Origin of the sequence: Nocardia sp. NPDC050412 (assembly GCF_044458825.1) — a bacterium.
GTDB lineage: Bacteria > Actinomycetota > Actinomycetes > Mycobacteriales > Mycobacteriaceae > Nocardia.
The window spans coordinates 130,141-148,978 of the sequence record NZ_JBITIJ010000004.1 but is presented as its reverse complement, the minus strand read 5'-3'; the positions used below and the strand labels follow the sequence as shown (position 1 = coordinate 148,978).

The following is an 18,838-nucleotide window of genomic DNA, read 5'->3' as shown; positions in this document are numbered from 1 at the left end:
GGCCCCGCGACATCGCGAATTGGACACAGCGGTCGCGCCGATCGCGTAGTTGTGATAGCAAGACTCGATGATGTCAACGGTTGCACTCAAACGGTCCTGGGCGCTCGATCTCGACACCGCCACCCTGTATCAGCTGTTGAAGCTTCGCGTCGAAGTCTTTGTCGTCGAGCAGAAGTGCGCGTACCCGGAGTTGGACGGTCTCGACCTGCTGCCGGAGACGCGCCATTTCTGGCTCGATGACGAGGGCGAGATCATCTCGACGTTGCGCTTGACCGAGGAGCACGACAACGGCGTGAAATCGTTCCGCATCGGCCGGTTGTGCACCTCGGTTCCGGCGCGCGGGCACGGGTACACCACCCGGCTGGTGCAGGCCGCGCTCGCTGAGGCGGGTTCGGCGACCGTGCGCCTGAGTGCCCAGACCTACCTGGTCGACATGTACGCCAAATTCGGGTTCAAGCCCGACGGCGACGAGTTCGAAGAAGACGGCATCATGCACTTGCCCATGCGCAGGGGCTGAACCGCGAGCGGTCGCATACCCCGTAACTACCTCGCATAGCGTGCGGCTGGGTGAGGCCCGCTGGGGATGCGAGGCACTGCTGAGTGTGGGCCGGGCACGGTTCGACGGTGGAGGGTGCTGCCGGACGATGGTTGCGGCGCGAATAGAGTTGGGGCGTGTCACTGTCCCGTACCGAAAACGCGCCGCAAGCCCCTTCGCTGACCGGGGTGCGTCCCGATGCCGATGGTGATGCGGGCTTTCCGTTCTCGGCGGTGGTGGGGCAGGAGCGGTTGCAGCTGGCATTGATCCTGTGCGCGGTGCATCCCGGGATCGGCGGCGTATTGGTGCGCGGAGAGAAGGGGACCGCGAAATCGACCGTTGTGCGGGCGCTTGCGCAATTGCTGCCTCCGATTGTCGATGAGACGGGTGCGCGGCCCGCTCGGCTGGTCGAGTTGCCGGTGGGTGCCACTGAAGACCGAGTGGTCGGTTCTTTGGATCTGGAGCGGGTGCTGCGCGATGGCGAACAGGCGTTCCGGCCCGGACTGTTGGCGGCCGCGCATCACGGCGTGCTCTATGTCGACGAGGTGAATCTGCTGCACGACCACCTGGTGGACGTGCTGCTCGATGCAGCGGCGATGGGTCGGGTGCATATCGAGCGTGATGGGGTTTCGCATTCGCATCCGGCACGGTTCGTGCTGGTCGGCACCATGAATCCGGAAGAGGGTGAGCTGCGGCCACAGCTGCTGGACCGGTTCGGGCTCACCGTCGATGTCGCGGCTTCGCGGAATGTGGACGTGCGAATGTCGGTGGTGCGGCGTCGGCTGGACTACGAGGCGGACCCGGCGGGATTCGCTACGCGCTATGCCGCGGCCGATCGGGAGGTGGCCGAGCGGATTCTGACCGCCCGCGATCGGGTCGCATCCGTTGCGCTCGATGATGTGGAATTGCGGCGGATCGCCGCGCTGTGTGCGTCATTCGATGTGGACGGTATGCGGGCCGATCTGGTGGTGGCCAGGGCCGCCACCGCGCATGCGGCCTGGCGCGGCGCGGATGCCGTGGCCGAGGCGGATGTGCGGGTTGCGGCCGAGTTGGCGCTGCCGCATCGGCGGCGGCGGGATCCGTTCGATGAGCCGGGGATCAGCGAAGAGCAGCTGGATGAGGCGATGCGTGCGGCGGGAGAAGAGGCGGCAAAGTCCGGTGAGCGTGCGGAGTTAGCGGAGACCGGGGCCGAGGATCTCGACGGCGGCCGTTCGGACGGTGGCGGTTCGCGTGATCTGGACAGCCGCCCCAGCGATGCCGATGATGCCGGGTCCGAAGGCGGTCCGGATAGCGCATTGAACAATGCGGACGATCCGGATGGTGGTCCAACCAATGGTGGCCCGGATGGTCAAGGCCCAGAAGATGATCCGGATGGTGGTCCCGGCGAGGGCGGTTCAGCCGCGCCTGGCCCCGACGACGGCGGTCCGGATTCGCCGGGCGGCGGGCAGTCACCGTCCGCGCGCGAGGGTCGTATCGGCGCACCCGCGACATCCGTTGTGACACCGCCTCGTTGGGAAGTGCCGGGCGTCGGCGAGGGCGCGGCGGGTCGCCGTTCGCGCGCGCAGACCAGACAGGGACGCACGGTGCGGTCCAGTACCGATACCTCCGGCGGCCTACACCTGCTCGGCACCGTATTCGCCGCCGCACCGCACCAGCACGCCCGCGGCCGAGCCGAAGGGCCGTTGAAGTTGGCCGCCGATGATCTGCGCGGTGCGTATCGCGAAGGGCGCGAAGGCAATCTGGTCGTCTTCGTGGTCGACGCATCGGGATCCATGGCAGCGCGCGACCGGCTCTCCGCGGTTACCGGTGCGGTCGTCGCTCTGCTGCGCGACGCCTACCAGCGGCGGGACAAGGTCGCTGTGATCACCGTGCGTGGCCTAGAAGCCGAACTCGTCCTGCCACCGACCTCCTCGGTAGATATCGCGGTGCGACGCCTGTCCGGCATCCGCACCGGCGGCAAAACCCCGCTCGCCGCAGGGCTTTTGAAGGCCCGGGAGGTCGTGCACCGCGAACGCGTCCGCGATCCACGCCGCCGCCCGATGCTGGTCCTGCTCACCGATGGCCGCGCCACCGGCGGCGTCGATCCGGTGCCCCGCTCCCGCGCCGCGGCGAATCTGCTTGCCGCCGATGCGATCACCTCGATCGTCGTGGACTGCGAACGCGGCATGATCCGCCTCGGCCTCGCCGCCGAACTGGCCCGCACCCTGCGCGCAGGCTACCTCCAACTGGCCGAACTGACCGGCGACTCGGTCGCCGAGGTCGTCCGCGCCGGATCCGGCCGCCCCAGCGCGACCCGAGCCGCCTGAGGTGACGCAACGGGTCGGTGTGCAAGTTCTGATCAATTGGCTACCGAGGAGTTTGGATGCCTAAGGGTGTGCCGGAGACGGTTCCGGATGATGGGCTGACTACGCGGCAGCGGCGGAATCTGCCAGTGCTCGCGGTGCATACCGGGCCGGGTAAGGGGAAGTCGACGGCGGCTTTCGGGATGGCGTTGCGCGCGTGGAATCAGGGCTTCGATATCGCGGTATTCCAGTTCGTCAAGAGTGCCAAGTGGAAGGTGGGGGAGGAGGCCGCTTTTCGCACGCTCGGCCGTCTGCACGAGGAGACCGGTGTCGGTGGGCCGGTCGAATGGCACAAGATGGGGGAGGGTTGGTCGTGGACCCGTAAACAGGGCAACGATGAGGACCACGCTGCTGCGGCACTGGCCGGTTGGCGGGAGATCGCGCGCAGGCTTCAGGCCGAACAGCACCGCTTCTACGTCCTGGACGAATTCACCTACCCCCTCAAATGGGGTTGGGTCGATGTCGACGAGGTCGTCGAAACTCTTCGCAACCGGCCCGGCAACCAACACGTGGTTATCACGGGTCGCGATGCCCCTGGAGCCCTCTTGGACGCCGCCGACCTGGTCACCGAAATGACCAAGGTCAAACACCCCATGGACGCGGGCCGCAAGGGCCAGCGAGGCATCGAATGGTGACCTCACCGCGCGGCGCGTCATACGATCCGCACCCGTTGTCGGGACCTGCCCTCCTTGGGGGTGCCCCTCGGGGAACCCGTGGAGTGGTGCGGCTGTGAGTGGGGTCCCGGCGGTGGTGATTGCCGCGCCCGCTTCGGGGAGTGGGAAGACGACGTTGGCGACCGGTCTGATCGGGGCGCTGCGGCGGGCCGGGCATCGGGTGGCGCCGTTCAAGGTGGGCCCGGACTATATCGATCCGGGATATCACGGCTTGGCGGCGGGGCGGCCCGGTCGCAATCTCGATCCGGTGCTGGTCGGCGCGGAACGTGTTGTCCCCCTGTACCGCCACGGTGCCCAGGGTTGTGATCTGGCGGTGGTCGAGGGCGTCATGGGCCTGTTCGATGGCCGCATCGATGAGAACCACGCCGCACCGATCGCCGAGGGATCCACTGCGCAGGTAGCTGGATTGCTCGGTGCCCCAGTAATTTTGGTGGTCGACGCGCGTGGCCACAGTCAAAGCCTCGCCGCCCTCCTGCATGGCTTCGCAACCTTCGATACCGCGATCCGTCTGGGCGGCGTCATTCTCAACCGCGTCGGCAGCGAACGCCACGACCAAGTGCTGCGCGCGGCCTGCGACCGAGTCGGCCTCCCGGTCCTCGGATCACTACCGCGCATGGCCGAACTAGAGGTCCCCTCCCGCCACCTCGGCCTCATCCCCGCCGTCGAACATGGCGCTGCTGCCACCACCGCCGTCGAAGCAATGACCGACCTCGTGGCCGCCCACGTCGACCTCCCCACCATCGCCCGCCTCGCCCGCTCGACCATCACCGCCGCCGCCTGGGATCCGGTAACCGTGATCCGGGAAACCCAAGTCTCGGTGGTCGCGAATAGCGTGGATGAAGCGGTGTCCGCCGACGTGACCAGTGCGTTTGCCGGGGGCGCGAGTCGTTCGAATGCTTCAGGTCCCGCAGGTGCCAGTCGCACAGCTGCATTCGCGGGGAACCTCGCCGAGCTCGAGGAGGTTGGTTCGAATCGCGCGACTGGCGCTCCTGCGGGCATCGGCGACGGAGTGCGTGTGACGGGTCTGATCGCAGAGCGCTCGACGGCCGCGGGTGGCTCGGGTGTGGCTGGGGGGCTCGGTCCCGTGATCGCGATGGCCGGCGGGCCTGCGTTCACGTTCGGGTATGCGGAGCATCGGGAGCTGTTGGAGGCCGCAGGCGCGCGAGTTGTGGTTTTCGACCCGATGCGGGACGAACTTCCCACTGGGGCAGCCGGTTTGGTATTGCCCGGCGGGTTTCCAGAGGAGCATGCGGCAGCATTGGCGGCCAATGATCGGCTGTTGGCGCAGGTGGCCGAGCAGGCCGGGCAGGGCCTTCCGGTGCATGCCGAATGTGCCGGACTGCTGTATCTCAGCCGCTCGCTGGATGGTCATCCGATGGCCGGTGTAGTCGATGCGACAGCTGAATTCGGTCCCCGCCTGACCCTCGGCTATCGAGATGCCGTTGCACTGGCCGATTCCGCCCTATGGCGCGCGGGAGAACGGGTGCGCGGCCACGAATTCCACCGCACTCGCCTGGTCGCCACCGGCACCGATACCCCCGCCTGGGGCTGGCGCACCGCAGGCGACCGCATTCGCGAGGGCGCTCTCCTCCACCACGTCCACGCCTCCTACCTGCACACACACCCCGCCGGAAACCCCAGAGCCACAAGCCGTTTCGTCGCGGCAGCCGCCGACTACGCCCGCACCCGTGCCGCCATCTGACACCACGGCGTCACCAATCTTCGCCGTCGGCCTCGGGTTCCGACCGGGCACATCGAGCGAACGAATTCTCGATGCGCTGCGAGAAGTAGTGGGCGACAAGCCTGTTGCCTGTCTCGCGACCATCGATCGGCGCGCCGAGGAACTTCGTGCCGCCGCCGACCGCTTGGGCGTCTCGATCCGTACCTTTACGGCGGCCGAACTCGCGCAGGTCGACGTGCCGAATCCCTCGTCACGCACCCAGGACGCCCTCGGCACCGTCAGCGTCGCCGAGGCAGCCGCGCTACTGGCCGCCAACGGTCCGCTCGTAATTCCCAAGCGGACCGTCGACGGAATAGTGATCGCGGCCGCTCTCGCCGCTGAATCACCACTGACGTAACGAGAGTCAGGACACCTTTCCCAGTTCGATCGGCAGGGACAACGGGCCGACGGTGAAGAACGACGGCGAGTAGGGAATCTCATCCGGGTCGATGGCTAGCCGCAGGTCAGGCAGTCGCCCGTAGAGCGAGGCGAGGGCAAGTCGGCTCTCCAATCGCGCGAGTGGTGCGCCTATGCAGTAGCGCGGTCCGTGTCCGAAGCCGAGATGTCCGGTCTGCTGGCGGGTCAGGTCGAATTGGTTCGCGGTCTCGCCGTACTTCTCCGGATCGATTCCGGTCGCCTGATAGACCACACCGACCGCACTCCCCTTGGGAATGGTCACACCTGCGATCGTCACATCGGTCAGCGTGAACCGGTAGCTGGTCATCATGACCGAGTGGCGGAACCGCAACGTCTCCTCGACCACGTCCGCCCAGCGGTCTTCGGCCTTGGCCACTGCGAGCTGATCGGGATTCCGATGCAGTGCGACGACGGCGTGGCCGAGCAGATGCACCGTGGTCTCGTGACCGGCGATCAGCATCAGCCAGAGCACGCCGACCAATTCGTCGGTGGTGAGCCGATCGCCCGCATCGCGCGCCTGCACCAGATCCGAGGTCAGATCGTCACCGGGTTCCCGCTGTTTGCTCTGCACCAGTTCGTGCAGGAACGCCCCGAGTTCGTTCTGGGTCGCGAATGCCACCTCTGGTGGGGTGGTGTGCGCCAACAGAGTAGAGGTCCATTTCCGCAGCCGTGGTCGGTCCCCTTCGGGCACACCGAACAATTCGGCGATGACCGCCATCGGCAGTGCGTCGGTGAACATGGGCACGAGGTCCACTCCATCACCTGCCGCGATCACCTCGTCCAGCAGTCCATCGATGATCTCTTGGATCCGCGGCTCCATTGCCTGTACCAGCCGAGGTGTGAACCCCTTTCCGACCAGACCACGCAACCGGCGGTGATCCTCCCCATCCTTCGTGGCCAGGTGGTCGCCCTGGACGATGGCCCGCAGCGGCCAGTCCTCCGGGATCGATCCGTCGTATAGCGCGGGCCAATGCTTCGGGTCCCTGGCGAAGGTCTTGTTATCTCCGGCGAGGATCTCCGCAACGGCATCGTGCGTCAAGGCCAAATAGGCGGGCACACCGCCCGGGAATTCCACTTCGACCACCGGAGCGGTCTGCTGTAGCCGGATGCAGGTGTCGAGCGGGCTTTCGTCGGCGGCGGGGAATGCGGGAAGACTTGTCATGATGACCCCTCGGGCGGTGCCGACCCGTTGGCACGGGTATGGACGATCGGTCGCATACACGACCAGACAAAACTTCCGCCGAATCATCATGTTCAGCAAGATGTTTCGCCGGTGGAGGGGCATGGTGCCAGACATCGGGTCAGCCCGCTGGTACGACAGTTCTCAGCTGCGGGAAGCCCATCGATTCGTCACCGATCCCGTGGACCGGCGTGGTTTAGTGGGGTGATGGATATCCGTGGTATCGACAATGTGCTGGTTTCGGTCGGTGACTTGGATGCCGCGGTGTCGTTCTACGGGGGCGTGCTGGGATTGGCGGTGAAGTTCACGCTGCCGGAGCAGGGGATTGCGGTATTCGATGTCGGCGGGGAGGTGGCCGGTGTGATGGCTCGGGTGGATCCACGGGCGGGGGAGGCGGGGTTGTCCGGAATGCGGCTGTGGTTGGAGGTGCCCGATGCGTTGGTCGCGACGGCCGAGCTCGAAGGGCGCGGCGTGCAGGTAATCAGCGCGCCGTTCGAGGTCGGAACCGGTTGGAGCGTAGAGGTTTCCGACCCGTGGGGAAATGTGATCGGGCTGACGGACTACCGGAAACGTCCCGAGTTGGCGCGGCCGGTGAGCTGACTCGGGTGGGCGCGCACGAGCACGCGCCCACCGAAAACCTTACTGTGCGACCGAACCCCAGTCGGCGAACCCGGTCGGATCGTGCCGTCCGAGACTCCCGTGTTCGAACAGGCCCCACCCCTCGGAATCCCCGCAGCGCGCATGCGCCACGTGGTCGATGACCCCGAACGGGATTCGCCCCGCGATCGCCGGATCGGTGAGGTCGTAGCTGCTGCTCGACGACCAGTCGCGACCCATCCATCGACCGTGCAGCCAGTCCGGATCCCCGCCGTACCCGCAGCCTACGTGTAGGGGGATATTGGTGACGGTCCGCACCTCGACCTCGAGCGGCTTACCGTCCGGGGTGGTCAGTTCCAGCCGTGCGCCGATGGGATGCCTTGTGCCGGAACGGTATTCGATGTGGTAGCGGGGCCAGCCCAGCTGTTCGGTGCGACCGTCCGGGAAGATGCGGACGGCGTCGTTGAGGGTGCGCTTGCCGTCGGGTTCCTCCTGCAGGATCAGCACGATGGCGAAATCGTCGAAGCGCAGCGGCACATACATCCACCAGAATCCGCCGGACGGTTCGGCGGCGGCCCGGCCCGGCGGTTCGGGTTCGCCGACCGGGCGGATGCCCCAGGAGCGGTCCCGGGTGCCCATCCAGACGGCCGGGTCGACGGTGAGGTCCGTGCCGTCGACGTGCAGCGTCCCCTCCCACGAGCCGACCTGCGCGAAGCGGGTCGCCTGGATAATCGGGCGGTTGCCGTTGAGGATCAGATGCGGTTGTTCCTCGACGGCGGGAAACGATCCGTGCCAGGTGAGGTCGAAGCCGAGGTCATCGTGCTCGCAGACCACCCGGATCCGCTGCAGCGGATCCTGCACCTCGACGCGGTAGCCGCCGACTCGCAGGTCGACGCCGCGATCGCCGAGCGCGTCGGAGAAGCGGACCGTGCGCTGGATATCGCCGCGCCGGACGCAGGCGTACGCGTCGATCACTCCGAGGTTCGGATACACCCCGCCGCCGGTGACGAAGAAGGTGCCGCCGTCGCGGTCGTGTCCGTTGAAATAGCTTCTGTCGTAGAAGTTCCGGTCGCTGCTGGCGACTCGGGACATGGACAGGTGGGTCTGGTGGATGGGGTATTCGTCAAGGGGCGAGGGAGCGGAGCCTGCGGAGCGACCATCGGATACAGCCATGATTTCCTCTAATCCCATTCGTAGGTTCCGTCGAGCAGCGCCTCCAGGCTTGCTCGGTGCATCACGTAGTCGTCGCGATCGGGGGTGTCGGTGTCCTCACCGAAATGGATCATCCGGCGCTTGACCCTGGCCATCACGATCGCGTGCCGCAGCGCGGCGTACACGATGTAGAAGTCGAGATCGCGAACCGTATATCCGGTGACCTCTTCGTATTTCGCGACGACATCCGCGCGCCGCAGGAAGTCCGGCAGTCCGGGCTGATCGAAGCGGGTGGCAAGGTCCTGGAAGAAGCGGTGAATGAAGATCACCCAGGCGATATCGAGTTCGCGCGGGCCGAGTCCGGCCATCTCCCAATCGAGTACCCCGACCGGGGTGAAGCCCTCGTACAGAATGTTGCCCGGGCGCGAATCGCCCCAACTCAGCACGTCCGGACCGGGATCGGCGGGCCAGTGCGCGTCGAGCCAGTCGAAGGTCCGCTCGATCAGGGGAATCGAATAGCCGTCATCGGCCAATGCCCAGCGGTACCAGTTGCGGTGCCATTCGACATGTCGGCGCAGCGCCTGGCCCGGACCGTCCAGCATCGGAAATCGCGTTGCCGGATCCGGTATTTCGTGCACTTTCGCGATGACCTCGACGGTCTTCGCGGTCAGCTCGGCCCGCTCCTCGGGACTCGCGTCGAACAGCCAGCCGATGAAAACATACGGCGGATTGTCCGAGGGCACCCGGCCCTCGACCCGGCGCATCACGAAAAACTTTGTGCCGAGCGGCTTCTCGTCGGGTTCCAGCCAGCACAGTTCGGGGACCGGCACCGCGGAGGCGGCCGCGACTCCTGCCATGATCTGGTATTGCAGCTCCAGGTCATAGTTTTCGAAGACCGGGAAGGAATCGGCCTCCGGTGTCATCCTGGCCACGAACGAACCGCCGTCGGCGCGCCCGTCTACACTCCATTGCGCATCGAACAGCACCGTCGGACTCGACATTCCCGCCCCCTGTGGCCGCGACAGCGCAGAAATCCTGGGCGGGTGATCCGCGTGGACTTTGCCGTCCAGCCACCGGGACAGGTCCTCGGCGAGGGTGTCGAGGTCCCGCGCGCTGACGGTCAGCTGCCGTCGCGCGGTGGGATCGGGATCGTCGGCCATTCTTTGTCCTCCTGACGCATGTGCCTGCAGAAACTGTAACGCGTTCTAGTCGGTGCTTACCGCAGAAATTCGAAGAAATCGAGCGACCCTCACTGGGTGATATTCGGTATTGACAATCCCCTGCACCAGGTGGCGGGTCATACCTCCGGCGGAGTCGCGTACGCCGATGGATCGGGGTGGAAATCGGGGTTTTCCTGGAAGCGGGCCCGGCCGCGGCGTCGATACCGTCGGCTGACGTGGAGTTGTGAGAGGGAAGGATCTGCGTGAGCGAGCGCCAGCGAGTGAACCATCGGCACAGGGTGCCTTCGCGCACGACGGAGCCGAGCGCCAGCGAGGCGCGGTTGTGAGCGCGATCGGTACAGAGGTTCTCGATAGGGAAGGCAGCGTCATACCGCCCGAACAGCCCGATCGATGGAATCCGGTGACCAGGATCGTTTTTCGGTTCTCCTTCGGCTATTTCGTCCTGTTCTGCCTGCTGTTCACCCAGATTCCGTTCGCCTTCGCCGGGCTGCTCGCGCAATCGCTGCCGGATGACGCGGTGCTCTGGGAATTTCGCGCCTTGCGCCCGATCATCGAGCCGGCCGGACGACTGTTCTTCGATACCGATGTCGTGCTGCGCGAGGATTCGGGCAGCGGCGATCAATACTTCATCTGGACATTCGTCTTCTGCGTACTGATCGCCGCCGCGGTGGCGACCCTCATCTGGACCGGGCTGGACCGGCGCAGGCCGAACTATCGGCAGCTACAGGCCTGGTTCCTGCTCTTCATCCGGATATCCTTGAGCGGACAGATGCTGCTCTACGGGTTCGCCAAGGCGATTCCGACGCAGATGCCGGAGCCGACACTGGCCAAACTGCTGCAACCCTACGGCGAGTTCAGTCCCGCCTCGGTGCTGTGGAATCAGGTCGGGAGTTCACCCGGCTACGAGATCCTGCTCGGCTGCGCCGAAGTGTTCGGCGGACTGCTGCTGTTGCTGCCTAGGACCGCGACCGTCGGCGCCATGCTGAGCTTGGTGAGCTTGGCGCAGGTGTTCGTGCTCAATATGACCTTCGACGTGCCGGTCAAGATCCTGGCCTTCCACCTCATGCTGCTGAGCATGGTGCTGCTCGCACCGCAGGCGCGGCGGTTGGCGAATGTACTGGTGCTGAATCGGCCATCCGAACCCGCCACGCAGCCGGATCCGTTCCGCAGCAACCGAACTCGCCGGATCGCGATCGCACTGCAAGTCGTAGTGGGAGTGTGGATGGCATCGGGCTTCGTGCACACCGGCCTGAAGTACTGGAGCGAGGGTGGCGGTGGCAGCCCGAAGCCGCCGCTGTACGGGATCTGGACGGTATCGGAATTCACCCAGGACGGCGTGCCGGTCCCGCCGCTGACCACCGATGAAACTCGTTGGCAGCGTGTAGTTTTCGATGTGCCGGGCATGACCTATCAGAAGATGGACGGCACCCTTGTGCCCGCCGTTCCCGCTATCGATACCGCCGCGCACAAGATCTCGGTGTCCGCGCCGCCGCAGCGGCCGGACGCGCAACCCGCCCAGATCGCCGACTTCAGCTTCGAACAGCCCGCGCCCGACCGTCTGAGGCTCAACGGGCAGTTGAACGGTCGGCCGGTGACCATCACCTTGCAGCAGGTTGATCTGAACAGCTTCCCGCTGCGCGGCCGTGGGTTCAACTGGGTGCAGGACTATCCGTACTTCCGCTGAAATCCCTTGTCCGACATCAATCCCCGGCTACCCCGATATCTTCGTTCCAGAGCAGCGGTTGCTCGGCGATGAAATCGGTCATCAGGTCGATGCAGCGCTGGTCGTCGAGCACGGTTACCGCGACGCCGTGCTCGGCCAGCCAGTCCTGCCCGCCATGAAAAGTCTGCGCTTCCCCGATGATTACCGCCCCGATCCCGAATTGGCGCACCAGCCCGCTGCAGTACCAGCACGGTGCCAGCGTGGTCACCATGATGGTCGAGCCATAGTCACGGCGGCGACCCGCATTGCGAAACGCATCGGTTTCGGCGTGCATGCTGGGATCACCGGACTGCACCCGGCGGTTGTGCCCACGCCCGAGCAGGGTGCCGTCGACCGCGAACAGGGCCGCGCCGATCGGAATCCCGCCTTCGGCCCGGCCACGTAGTGCCTCGGCGTAAGCCACCTCGAGTAGTTGATCGGCCTGTGTCATGGCTCCACCCCGCCCGACCCCCAGCGATTCATGGGCCGAAGTATAGGGAAGCCGTCCGCGGCGGGTGATTGCCGGGCGCGTGCACGCAGGACGTAGGCTCGAACACTGTGCCGAACACGTCAGTACCTACCGATGACCAGCCGGAAATCAACCCGGCCGACCGTCCCGCGAGTGATCCGAACTACCTGGTCGGGCTCGATCTGAATGGGCGGCGCGTCGTCGTAGTCGGCGGCGGGACGGTCGCGCAGCGCAGGCTCGGACTATTGATCGCCTCCGGAGCGGACGTGCACGTCATCAGTCGCGACGTCACCCCGGCGGTGGAGGGAATGGCTACGTCCGGGCAACTCACGCTGAATTTGCGCGCCTACGCCGACGGCGACCTGGATGGTGCCTGGTACGCGATCGCATGCACCAATGAACCCGAGACCAATGCCGCGGTTGTGGAGGAAGCCACCCAGCGACGGATTTTCTGCGTGCGCGCCGATGTTGCCCGGCTCGGCACGGCGGTAACTCCGGCGACCGCTCGCCACGACGGCCTCACGCTCGGCGTGCTCGCCGGTGGACAGCATCGGCGGTCCGCGGCCGTGCGTAATGCATTGCTCGAGGCGCTGCAATCAGGTGTGGTGAACGATGATTCGACGCCGATCACCCCGGGTGTCGCGCTGGTCGGCGGCGGTCCCGGCGATCCGGATCTGATCACGGTGCGCGGCCGCCGCCTGCTGGCCCGGGCGAATCTCGTTGTCGCCGACCGGCTCGCACCGCCGGAACTGCTCGCCGAACTCGGTCCGGACGTCGAGGTGATCGACGCGGCCAAGATTCCCTACGGGCGGGCGATGGCGCAGGAGGCGATCAATTCCGCGCTGATCGAGGGCGCCAAGGCGGGCAAGTTCGTGGTGCGGCTCAAGGGCGGTGACCCATATGTGTTCGGGCGCGGCTATGAGGAGGTCGAGGCCTGCGTCGAGGCGGGCATTCCGGTGACCGTGGTCCCCGGCATCACCAGCCCCATCTCCGTGCCCGCCGCGGCGGGCATTCCGGTGACCCATCGTGGCGTCACCCATGAATTCGTGGTGGTCAGCGGCCACGTCGCACCCGATCATCCGGACTCCCTCGTCGACTGGCCCGCACTGGCCCGCCTGCGTGGCACCATCGTGCTCATGATGGCGGTCGAGCGCATCGAACAATTCGCCACCGCCCTCATCGAGGGTGGCCGACCCGCCGACACACCGGCGACGGTGATCCAGGAGGGCACGCTGCGCACCCAACGCGTCCTGCGTGCCGACCTCGGCACTGTTGCCGCTCGCGTTCGCGAAGAAGCCATCCGCCCACCCGCGATCGTTGTGATCGGGCCCACGGCCGGCTTCTCCGCCGATGCCGCCGAACCGCAGGCAAAGTCCGCTGCCGGATAACGCATCCCTGGCATCGACGAATCATCGCGTCTATGCCGCTCGATGAGCTAAATCGGTTCGTTCCGGCTTCGCCGCTGTCGCATCCGGCCGCGAACGCCGCGTGCGAGATTCGACGACTCAACCGCTCGGCTCCCGCAACTGGAAGGTTTCACAACCGACCAGTGACTTTCGCTATGACTGAGTGAATCGCACGCGCGGGAGCGGAGACCTGGGTTCCGGATCAATTACAGTGGCTCACCGTGCTCGATAATCCCCCTGCGAAGATGCAGTACCCGGTGACGCAGCGGGCCTTCGGGCTCGCCATTCTCGTGCTGAGTGGGCTGCAGCTGATGGTTGTGCTCGACGGCACCGTGGTCATCTTCGCGCTGCCTCGACTGCAAGAGGAAATGGGCATGACCAGCGCGGGCGGCGCGTGGACGGTGACCTCCTACGGTCTGACCTTCGCGGGGCTGATGCTGCTCGGCGGGCGACTCGGGGATGCGTTCGGTCGTAAACGCATGCTCATCCTCGGCGTCGGGATGTTCACAATCGCCTCGCTGATGTGCGGGTTGGCGCAGAGCCAGGCCATGTTGATCGCGGCCCGCGCCGTGCAGGGTGCGGGCGCGGCAATTGCGGCGCCGACTGCATTCGCGCTGGTGGCAACCACCTTTGCACCGGGCAAGGCGCGCAATCAGGCCATTGCGATCGTCGGCTCGATGGTCGGTATCGGCTCGGTCGGCGGTCTCGTGGTGGGCGGTGCCCTGACCCAGCTGTCCTGGCGCTGGATCTTCCTGATCAATGTGCCCATCGGCGTGCTGATCATCCTCGGTGCGCTGTCCCAACTCGCCGATACCGAACACCACCGATCCGCACTCGACATCAAGGGCGCGGTGCTCGGCACCATGGCCTGCGCGTCGATCGTGTTCGGCGCGACCGAGGGGCCCGAGTTGGGGTGGGGCAGTCCGGCCGTAATCGGTGCGTTGGTGGCGGGCGCGGTGTTGTTGATCGTTTTCGTGGTCGTGGAGCGCACCGTCGATGATCCGCTACTGCCGTGGTCGCTGTTCGACAGTCGCGATCGGGTCACCACCTTCATGCTGATCTTCCTGGCCGGTGGCGTACTCGGTGCGATGACCTTCTTCGTCGCGCAGTTCCTGCAGAATGTGCTCGGCTATGGACCACTGGTCGCGGGTATCGCGTCGATTCCGTTCACCATCGGCATCGGCATCGGCGGTGCGGTGGCCTCCAAGGCAGCGCTGTACGTCGCACCGCGCTGGTTGGTGTGCGGCGCGGCATTCGTGCTGGCCGCCGGACTGCTGGTCGGTTCGCAGCTCGACGGCGGCGTGAATTACCTGACCACCCTGCTGCCACTGTTGATAGTGATCGGCTTCGGTGTCGGCGTGGCAATGGTGCTCGCGCCGCTGTGCGTGCTCGTCGGGGTGCCACCGTCCGATATCGGCCCGCTGTCCGCTGTGGGGCAGATGTTCATGAACCTGGCGACGCCGGTATTCATCGGGCTGCTCACTCCCATCGCGGCATCGCGCACCATGTCGATGGGCGGGCGCACAGGTAAGGCGGCCGATATGAACGAGGCCGAGATCTTCGCGCTCGGCAGCGGATACACGCTGGTGCTCGCGGTCTGCTCGTTGGTCGCGGTGCTGGCGGGCTTCGTCGCGCTGACATTGCGTTATACGCCCCGACAACTGGCCGAGGCACAGCACGCGCAAGAGGAATCGCAGCGGACCGGCTCCATGCCGGTGGTGCCGCGGACGGGGCCGCTACCTGTCATCCGTCGCTCTGACTACAGTGGCTGACTGTGCCAGACAATCCCGCTACGACGCCGTATCCGGTGACGCGGCGGGCCTTCGGCCTGGCGATCCTGGTGCTGAGCGGGCTGCAACTGATGGTCGTGCTCGACGGCACCGTGGTGATTTTGGCCTTGCCCCGGCTACAGGAAGAACTAGCGCTATCGAGCTCCGGTAGCGCCTGGATGGTCACCGCATACGGTCTGCCGTTCGCGGGTTTGATGTTGCTCGGCGGCCGGATCGGTGACTCGTTCGGCCGCAAACGCATGTTCATCGCGGGCGTCGCGCTGTTCACGCTGGCCTCGCTGCTGTGCGGGCTCGCGCAGAACGATGGCATGCTGATCGCGGCCCGCGCCATCCAGGGCACCGGTGCGGCACTCGCGGCCCCCACCGCACTTGCCCTGGTAGCGACCACTTTCGCGCCCGGTCGGGTGCGCAATCAGGCGATCGCGATCTTCGGCTCGATGATAGCGGTCGGCTCGGTCGGCGGACTGGTGATCGGCGGTGCGCTCACCGAGGTGAGCTGGCGCTGGATCTTCCTGATCAATGTGCCGATCGGTGGGTTGATCCTGTCGGGCGCGGTGCTGCGGCTGCGCGACACCACCCCCCACCGACTGTCCCTGGACGTGCGCGGTGCCGTGCTCGGCACCCTCGCCTGCGCCTCCCTGGTCTTCGGTGCGACCGAAGGGCCCGAGTTCGGCTGGGACAGTCCGGTCATCATCGGGTCGATTGCCGTCGGTCTGGTGCTGTTGATCGTCTTCGTGCTCGCCGAGCGGTGGGTGGTCAACCCGCTGCTGCCCTGGTCGCTGTTCGATAAGCGTGATCGGGTCGCCACCTTCGGCGCCATCTTCCTGGCCAGTGGAGTATTGGCCGCGACAACATATTTCGCAGGTCTGTTCGTTCAGAATGTGGTCGGATACAGCCCGTTGGTCGCCGGGGTCGCGTTCATCCCATTCACCATCGGCGCTGGTATGGGCACCGCCACGGCTTCGCAGCTGGCGATGACGGTCGCCCCGCGCTGGTTGTTGAGCGGTGCCGCGGCGCTTCTCGTCGTCGGATTGCTGTTCGGCTCGACGCTCGAACGGGGGGTGCGGTACTGGCCGACCCTGGTGGGTCTGTTCATCATGATCGGCTTCGGTATCGGTGTTGCCGTGGTGGTCGTCCCACTGTGCGTATTGGTCGGTGTCGCGCCGAAGAATATCGGCCCGCTCACGGCGGTCGGCCAGATGTTCATGAACCTCGGCACACCCTTCGCGATCGGTCTGCTCGCTCCGGTTGCCGCCGCCCGCACGCTGTCGCACGGCGGTCGGACGGGTAAGCCAACCGGTATGACGCCCGCGGAGCTGGATGCCCTCGGAAGTGGTTACACGCTGGTGCTTTTCGTCACCGCCATCGGCGCACTGCTGGTCGGCCTGGTGGCACTGACATTGCGCTATACGGCGGCTGAGGTCGGCCAAGCGCAGCATGCGCGCGAGGAGGCCGGGCAGGGCTGAACCGCGCCCGGCGGCGAGCTCACAGGCGACCGGTGACCTTGCGTGGGGTCACCCGGACGATCACGCGGGGTCCGTCGTTGACGGAGGCCGGGTTGAATTCGGCGTACGGAAGCCCGGTGTAATGGTGCGACAGCTTGTCCGGCAGTGCCTTATCCGGATCGGGGGTGATCGTGGCGGTGCCGCGGATCTCCGCGTACACGTACGGATTATCCGGCGGATTGATCATCACCGTGATCCGCGGATCACGGGCCAGGTTCTTGCCCTGCTGCCGATCCACCGTCGTGGAGAACAGCAGATCGTCGCCATCGCGCTCGAGCCAGATGACGGTCAAGTGCGGTTGTCCGTTCGGTCCGATTGTCGCGGCGGTCGCGAAGACCTTCGACTCGTCCAGGTACTTCTTCAATTCCTCGGAGAGCACAGCTGTCATGAATTGGTCAAACGTTCGCCGACTCTCGAACATTCCCGATCCGATCGAAATCACTTGTCGGTCCTGGAGTTCGAGTCGGCGGTCAGATCTCGGATGAGCAGTGCGGTATGCAGTGAGGTGCGCGATTCACCGTCCTCGAGGTCGACATCGAGAATCCGCTCGATGCGAGCGAGCCGGTCATAGAGGGTCGGTCGGCTGATATTGAGCCGCTTGGCGAGTTCGGTCTTATTGCCCGCGACGTCGAGGAACTGTCGCAACGTGCGCGTCAGATCGGCGGCATGCCGAATGTCGTAGCGCAGCAACGCACTCAGCTCAGTTTCGGCGAAGCTCTGCACACCGGGTTCATTGCGGATCAGCGAGAGCAACCCGCGCAACCGGATATCGCCGCTGCGATAGAACGGTCGCGGCACTGCCGCGCGAGCGACGGACGCGGAGGCGGTAGCGGAGCGTGACGACGTAGCGTCCCGGGAGCGCGGCCGATCAAACGTCGACTCCAACGATAACGCGACCTCGGCGACGTGCGCCGCATGCGTCAATTCGCGCGCGGTGTCCAGTAGCGAATCCGCCTCCGCGCCAACGCCTATGACCACCCGGCGTACCCCATCCACTCGTCGCACTTCGGCGATGATCGCCGAGCAAACGGTGCGGAGCGTGTCGTCGAGTCCGGCGCCGCGTGGGATCGCGAGCAGCATGCCGACCCGGTCGCCGTGCTCGGCCGCGGTCAATGCGGTGGCCTTCGACAGTCCGAGACCGTGGGTGACCGCGTCGAGCACCCCCGCGCTGCGGCGCTGCCTGGCGACCTGATCGGCTTCGGCAAGGGCGGCAACGTCTATCGCGAGCGGAACGTAGTGCACACGCCGGGTCAGCAGCCCCAGCGCCGCGGCCCTGGCCTGTGCATCGAGTTCGTCGAGGACGCGGCCGTTGACCATATCGTCGATGAGTCCGGTCTGCGCCTGACGATGCAGGCCGAAGCGATCCTTATCGATCATCCGGTGCAGCGTCAGTGTCTGTGCGGCACGCTCGAGCACCATGCGGGCGCGAGGTGTCGCGACCCGGCTCGAACGCAGGATCAGCCGACCCCAGCGCTGGGTATGCGGGCCGACCTGCACCACATCCCAGCCCTCCGGCAGCAGTCGGGAGGTGGTCTCCCAGTTCTCCAGGATCGCCGAGGTGCTGGTGTGCCGGGCGGTCAGGGCTAGCACCCGGTGCGCCAGATCCTCCAGTACAACCGAGGAATCGAGCATGTCAGCAGCCGTCTCGACGATTTCGGCCAGCGCGGCGCGACGCACACTGAGCTCGGTGAAGGTCTCGTGCACGGTGCGCGCGAATTCGAGTTCGGCGTATTGATCGGCCACGATCACTCGGTGCACGGCCTCGGTGATTTCCACGAAGCGTGTGACGCGATGTAGCGCTATGACCGGGAGCTCCAGTGCGTCGGCGGTCGCCACGACGATCGGCGGTAAGTGCGGCACCGCCGCACCGAGTTCGATGACCAGTCCGGCCACCCCTGCGGCGGCCAGCGAATTCAGATACGCGACCGTCGACTCGTCGCTGCCGGTCATGGCCAAACCGGTGGTCAACATCAGCTCCCCACCGACCAGCAATTCGGCGACATCCGGCAGATCGCTGACGTGCACCCACCGCACCGGCCGATCCAGCGCGGCCGCACCGACGACCTCCGGCTCGCCCGCACGCACGACCGGCATGGCCAGCACATCGGCAACGGAGAGCAGCATCCGACAAATCGTAATAGGAAATGCGAAATCGCATACAGAACGTC

Annotated in this window: 16 protein-coding genes; 10 read left to right on the top strand and 6 right to left on the bottom strand. The window is 66.0% G+C overall.

Annotated features, from left to right (window positions below):
• Positions 1-67 precede the first annotated feature (67 nt).
• The 5 genes from ACIBI6_RS12160 (at position 68) to ACIBI6_RS12140 (ending at position 5,629) form a co-directional block, all read left to right on the top strand.
• Positions 68-517 carry a GNAT family N-acetyltransferase gene (locus ACIBI6_RS12160; protein ID WP_364341592.1) on the top strand — a complete coding sequence of 150 codons (450 nt, stop codon included), beginning with the start codon at positions 68-70 and terminating at the stop codon, positions 515-517.
• A 197-nt stretch (positions 518-714) separates the two neighbouring features.
• Positions 715-2,841: a VWA domain-containing protein gene (locus ACIBI6_RS12155; protein WP_396956480.1), complete on the top strand. Its 2,127-nt coding sequence runs from the start codon at positions 715-717 to the stop codon at positions 2,839-2,841.
• Positions 2,842-2,897: 56 nt separating this feature from the next.
• Entirely contained in the window at positions 2,898-3,512 is a 615-nt protein-coding gene (gene cobO, locus ACIBI6_RS12150) for a cob(I)yrinic acid a,c-diamide adenosyltransferase (protein ID WP_364341590.1), read from the top strand.
• Between the two features lie 94 nt (positions 3,513-3,606).
• On the top strand, positions 3,607-5,253 hold the full coding sequence (locus ACIBI6_RS12145; RefSeq protein ID WP_396956077.1) for a cobyrinate a,c-diamide synthase: 1,647 nt from the start codon (positions 3,607-3,609) through the stop codon (positions 5,251-5,253).
• Complete coding sequence (locus ACIBI6_RS12140) at positions 5,240-5,629, top strand: cobalamin biosynthesis protein (RefSeq protein WP_396956075.1); 390 nt, start codon at positions 5,240-5,242, stop codon at positions 5,627-5,629. Before ACIBI6_RS12145 ends, ACIBI6_RS12140 begins: the two co-directional genes overlap by 14 nt.
• Positions 5,630-5,635: 6 nt before the next feature.
• On the opposite strand, the gene ACIBI6_RS12135 is transcribed toward ACIBI6_RS12140, so the two are convergent.
• The gene (locus ACIBI6_RS12135) at positions 5,636-6,850 is read right to left on the bottom strand and encodes a cytochrome P450 (RefSeq protein ID WP_364341584.1); all 1,215 of its coding nucleotides are present in this window, start codon (positions 6,848-6,850) and stop codon (positions 5,636-5,638) included.
• Between the two features lie 225 nt (positions 6,851-7,075).
• Here ACIBI6_RS12135 and ACIBI6_RS12130 point away from each other — a divergent pair, with 225 nt between their 5' ends.
• A complete protein-coding gene (locus ACIBI6_RS12130; protein WP_396956073.1) occupies positions 7,076-7,468 on the top strand; it encodes a VOC family protein in 393 nt (130 codons plus the stop codon).
• Between the two features lie 39 nt (positions 7,469-7,507).
• Here ACIBI6_RS12130 and ACIBI6_RS12125 read toward each other — a convergent pair whose 3' ends face one another.
• Both ACIBI6_RS12125 and ACIBI6_RS12120 read right to left on the bottom strand, forming a co-directional pair.
• Positions 7,508-8,638: a hypothetical protein gene (locus ACIBI6_RS12125; RefSeq protein ID WP_396956072.1), complete on the bottom strand. Its 1,131-nt coding sequence runs from the start codon at positions 8,636-8,638 to the stop codon at positions 7,508-7,510.
• 8 nt (positions 8,639-8,646) lie between these two features.
• Positions 8,647-9,777 carry a phosphotransferase family protein gene (locus ACIBI6_RS12120; RefSeq protein WP_364341578.1) on the bottom strand — a complete coding sequence of 377 codons (1,131 nt, stop codon included), beginning with the start codon at positions 9,775-9,777 and terminating at the stop codon, positions 8,647-8,649.
• 421 nt (positions 9,778-10,198) lie between these two features.
• Between ACIBI6_RS12120 and ACIBI6_RS12115 the strand changes: the two genes are divergently transcribed.
• On the top strand, positions 10,199-11,482 hold the full coding sequence (locus tag ACIBI6_RS12115) for a DoxX family protein (protein WP_396956070.1): 1,284 nt from the start codon (positions 10,199-10,201) through the stop codon (positions 11,480-11,482).
• Between the two features lie 16 nt (positions 11,483-11,498).
• On the opposite strand, the gene ACIBI6_RS12110 is transcribed toward ACIBI6_RS12115, so the two are convergent.
• A complete protein-coding gene (locus ACIBI6_RS12110; RefSeq protein ID WP_396956069.1) occupies positions 11,499-11,951 on the bottom strand; it encodes a nucleoside deaminase in 453 nt (150 codons plus the stop codon).
• A gap of 146 nt (positions 11,952-12,097) precedes the next feature.
• Between ACIBI6_RS12110 and cobA the strand changes: the two genes are divergently transcribed.
• The 3 genes from cobA (at position 12,098) to ACIBI6_RS12095 (ending at position 16,631) form a co-directional block, all read left to right on the top strand.
• The gene (cobA, locus tag ACIBI6_RS12105; protein WP_364342024.1) at positions 12,098-13,357 is read left to right on the top strand and encodes a uroporphyrinogen-III C-methyltransferase; all 1,260 of its coding nucleotides are present in this window, start codon (positions 12,098-12,100) and stop codon (positions 13,355-13,357) included.
• Positions 13,358-13,620: 263 nt separating this feature from the next.
• Positions 13,621-15,147, top strand: a complete 1,527-nt coding sequence (locus tag ACIBI6_RS12100) for an MFS transporter (RefSeq protein WP_364342022.1) — start codon at positions 13,621-13,623, stop codon at positions 15,145-15,147.
• 2 nt (positions 15,148-15,149) lie between these two features.
• Complete coding sequence (locus tag ACIBI6_RS12095) at positions 15,150-16,631, top strand: MFS transporter (RefSeq protein ID WP_364341572.1); 1,482 nt, start codon at positions 15,150-15,152, stop codon at positions 16,629-16,631.
• 19 nt (positions 16,632-16,650) lie between these two features.
• Here ACIBI6_RS12095 and ACIBI6_RS12090 read toward each other — a convergent pair whose 3' ends face one another.
• Positions 16,651-17,058, bottom strand: coding sequence for a PPOX class F420-dependent oxidoreductase (locus ACIBI6_RS12090; protein WP_364341570.1), 408 nt, complete (start codon positions 17,056-17,058; stop codon positions 16,651-16,653).
• A 50-nt stretch (positions 17,059-17,108) separates the two neighbouring features.
• Positions 17,109-18,794, bottom strand: a complete 1,686-nt coding sequence (locus ACIBI6_RS12085) for a PucR family transcriptional regulator (protein WP_396956068.1) — start codon at positions 18,792-18,794, stop codon at positions 17,109-17,111.
• Between the last annotated feature and the right edge of the window lie 44 nt (positions 18,795-18,838).

Excerpts from the sequence above, each read along its gene's own strand:
- ACIBI6_RS12090 (WP_364341570.1), bottom strand. The coding sequence starts at position 17,058 with ATGACAGCTGTGCTCTCCGAGGAATTGAAGAAGTACCTGGACGAGTCG.
- ACIBI6_RS12100 (WP_364342022.1), top strand. The coding sequence starts at position 13,621 with ATGCAGTACCCGGTGACGCAGCGGGCCTTCGGGCTCGCCATTCTCGTG.
- ACIBI6_RS12120 (WP_364341578.1), bottom strand. The coding sequence starts at position 9,777 with ATGGCCGACGATCCCGATCCCACCGCGCGACGGCAGCTGACCGTCAGC.
- ACIBI6_RS12160 (WP_364341592.1), top strand. The coding sequence starts at position 68 with ATGATGTCAACGGTTGCACTCAAACGGTCCTGGGCGCTCGATCTCGAC.
- ACIBI6_RS12085 (WP_396956068.1), bottom strand. The coding sequence starts at position 18,794 with ATGCTGCTCTCCGTTGCCGATGTGCTGGCCATGCCGGTCGTGCGTGCG.
- ACIBI6_RS12135 (WP_364341584.1), bottom strand. The coding sequence starts at position 6,850 with ATGACAAGTCTTCCCGCATTCCCCGCCGCCGACGAAAGCCCGCTCGAC.
- cobO (WP_364341590.1), top strand. The coding sequence starts at position 2,898 with ATGCCTAAGGGTGTGCCGGAGACGGTTCCGGATGATGGGCTGACTACG.
- ACIBI6_RS12125 (WP_396956072.1), bottom strand. The coding sequence starts at position 8,638 with ATGGCTGTATCCGATGGTCGCTCCGCAGGCTCCGCTCCCTCGCCCCTT.
- ACIBI6_RS12130 (WP_396956073.1), top strand. The coding sequence starts at position 7,076 with ATGGATATCCGTGGTATCGACAATGTGCTGGTTTCGGTCGGTGACTTG.
- ACIBI6_RS12110 (WP_396956069.1), bottom strand. The coding sequence starts at position 11,951 with ATGACACAGGCCGATCAACTACTCGAGGTGGCTTACGCCGAGGCACTA.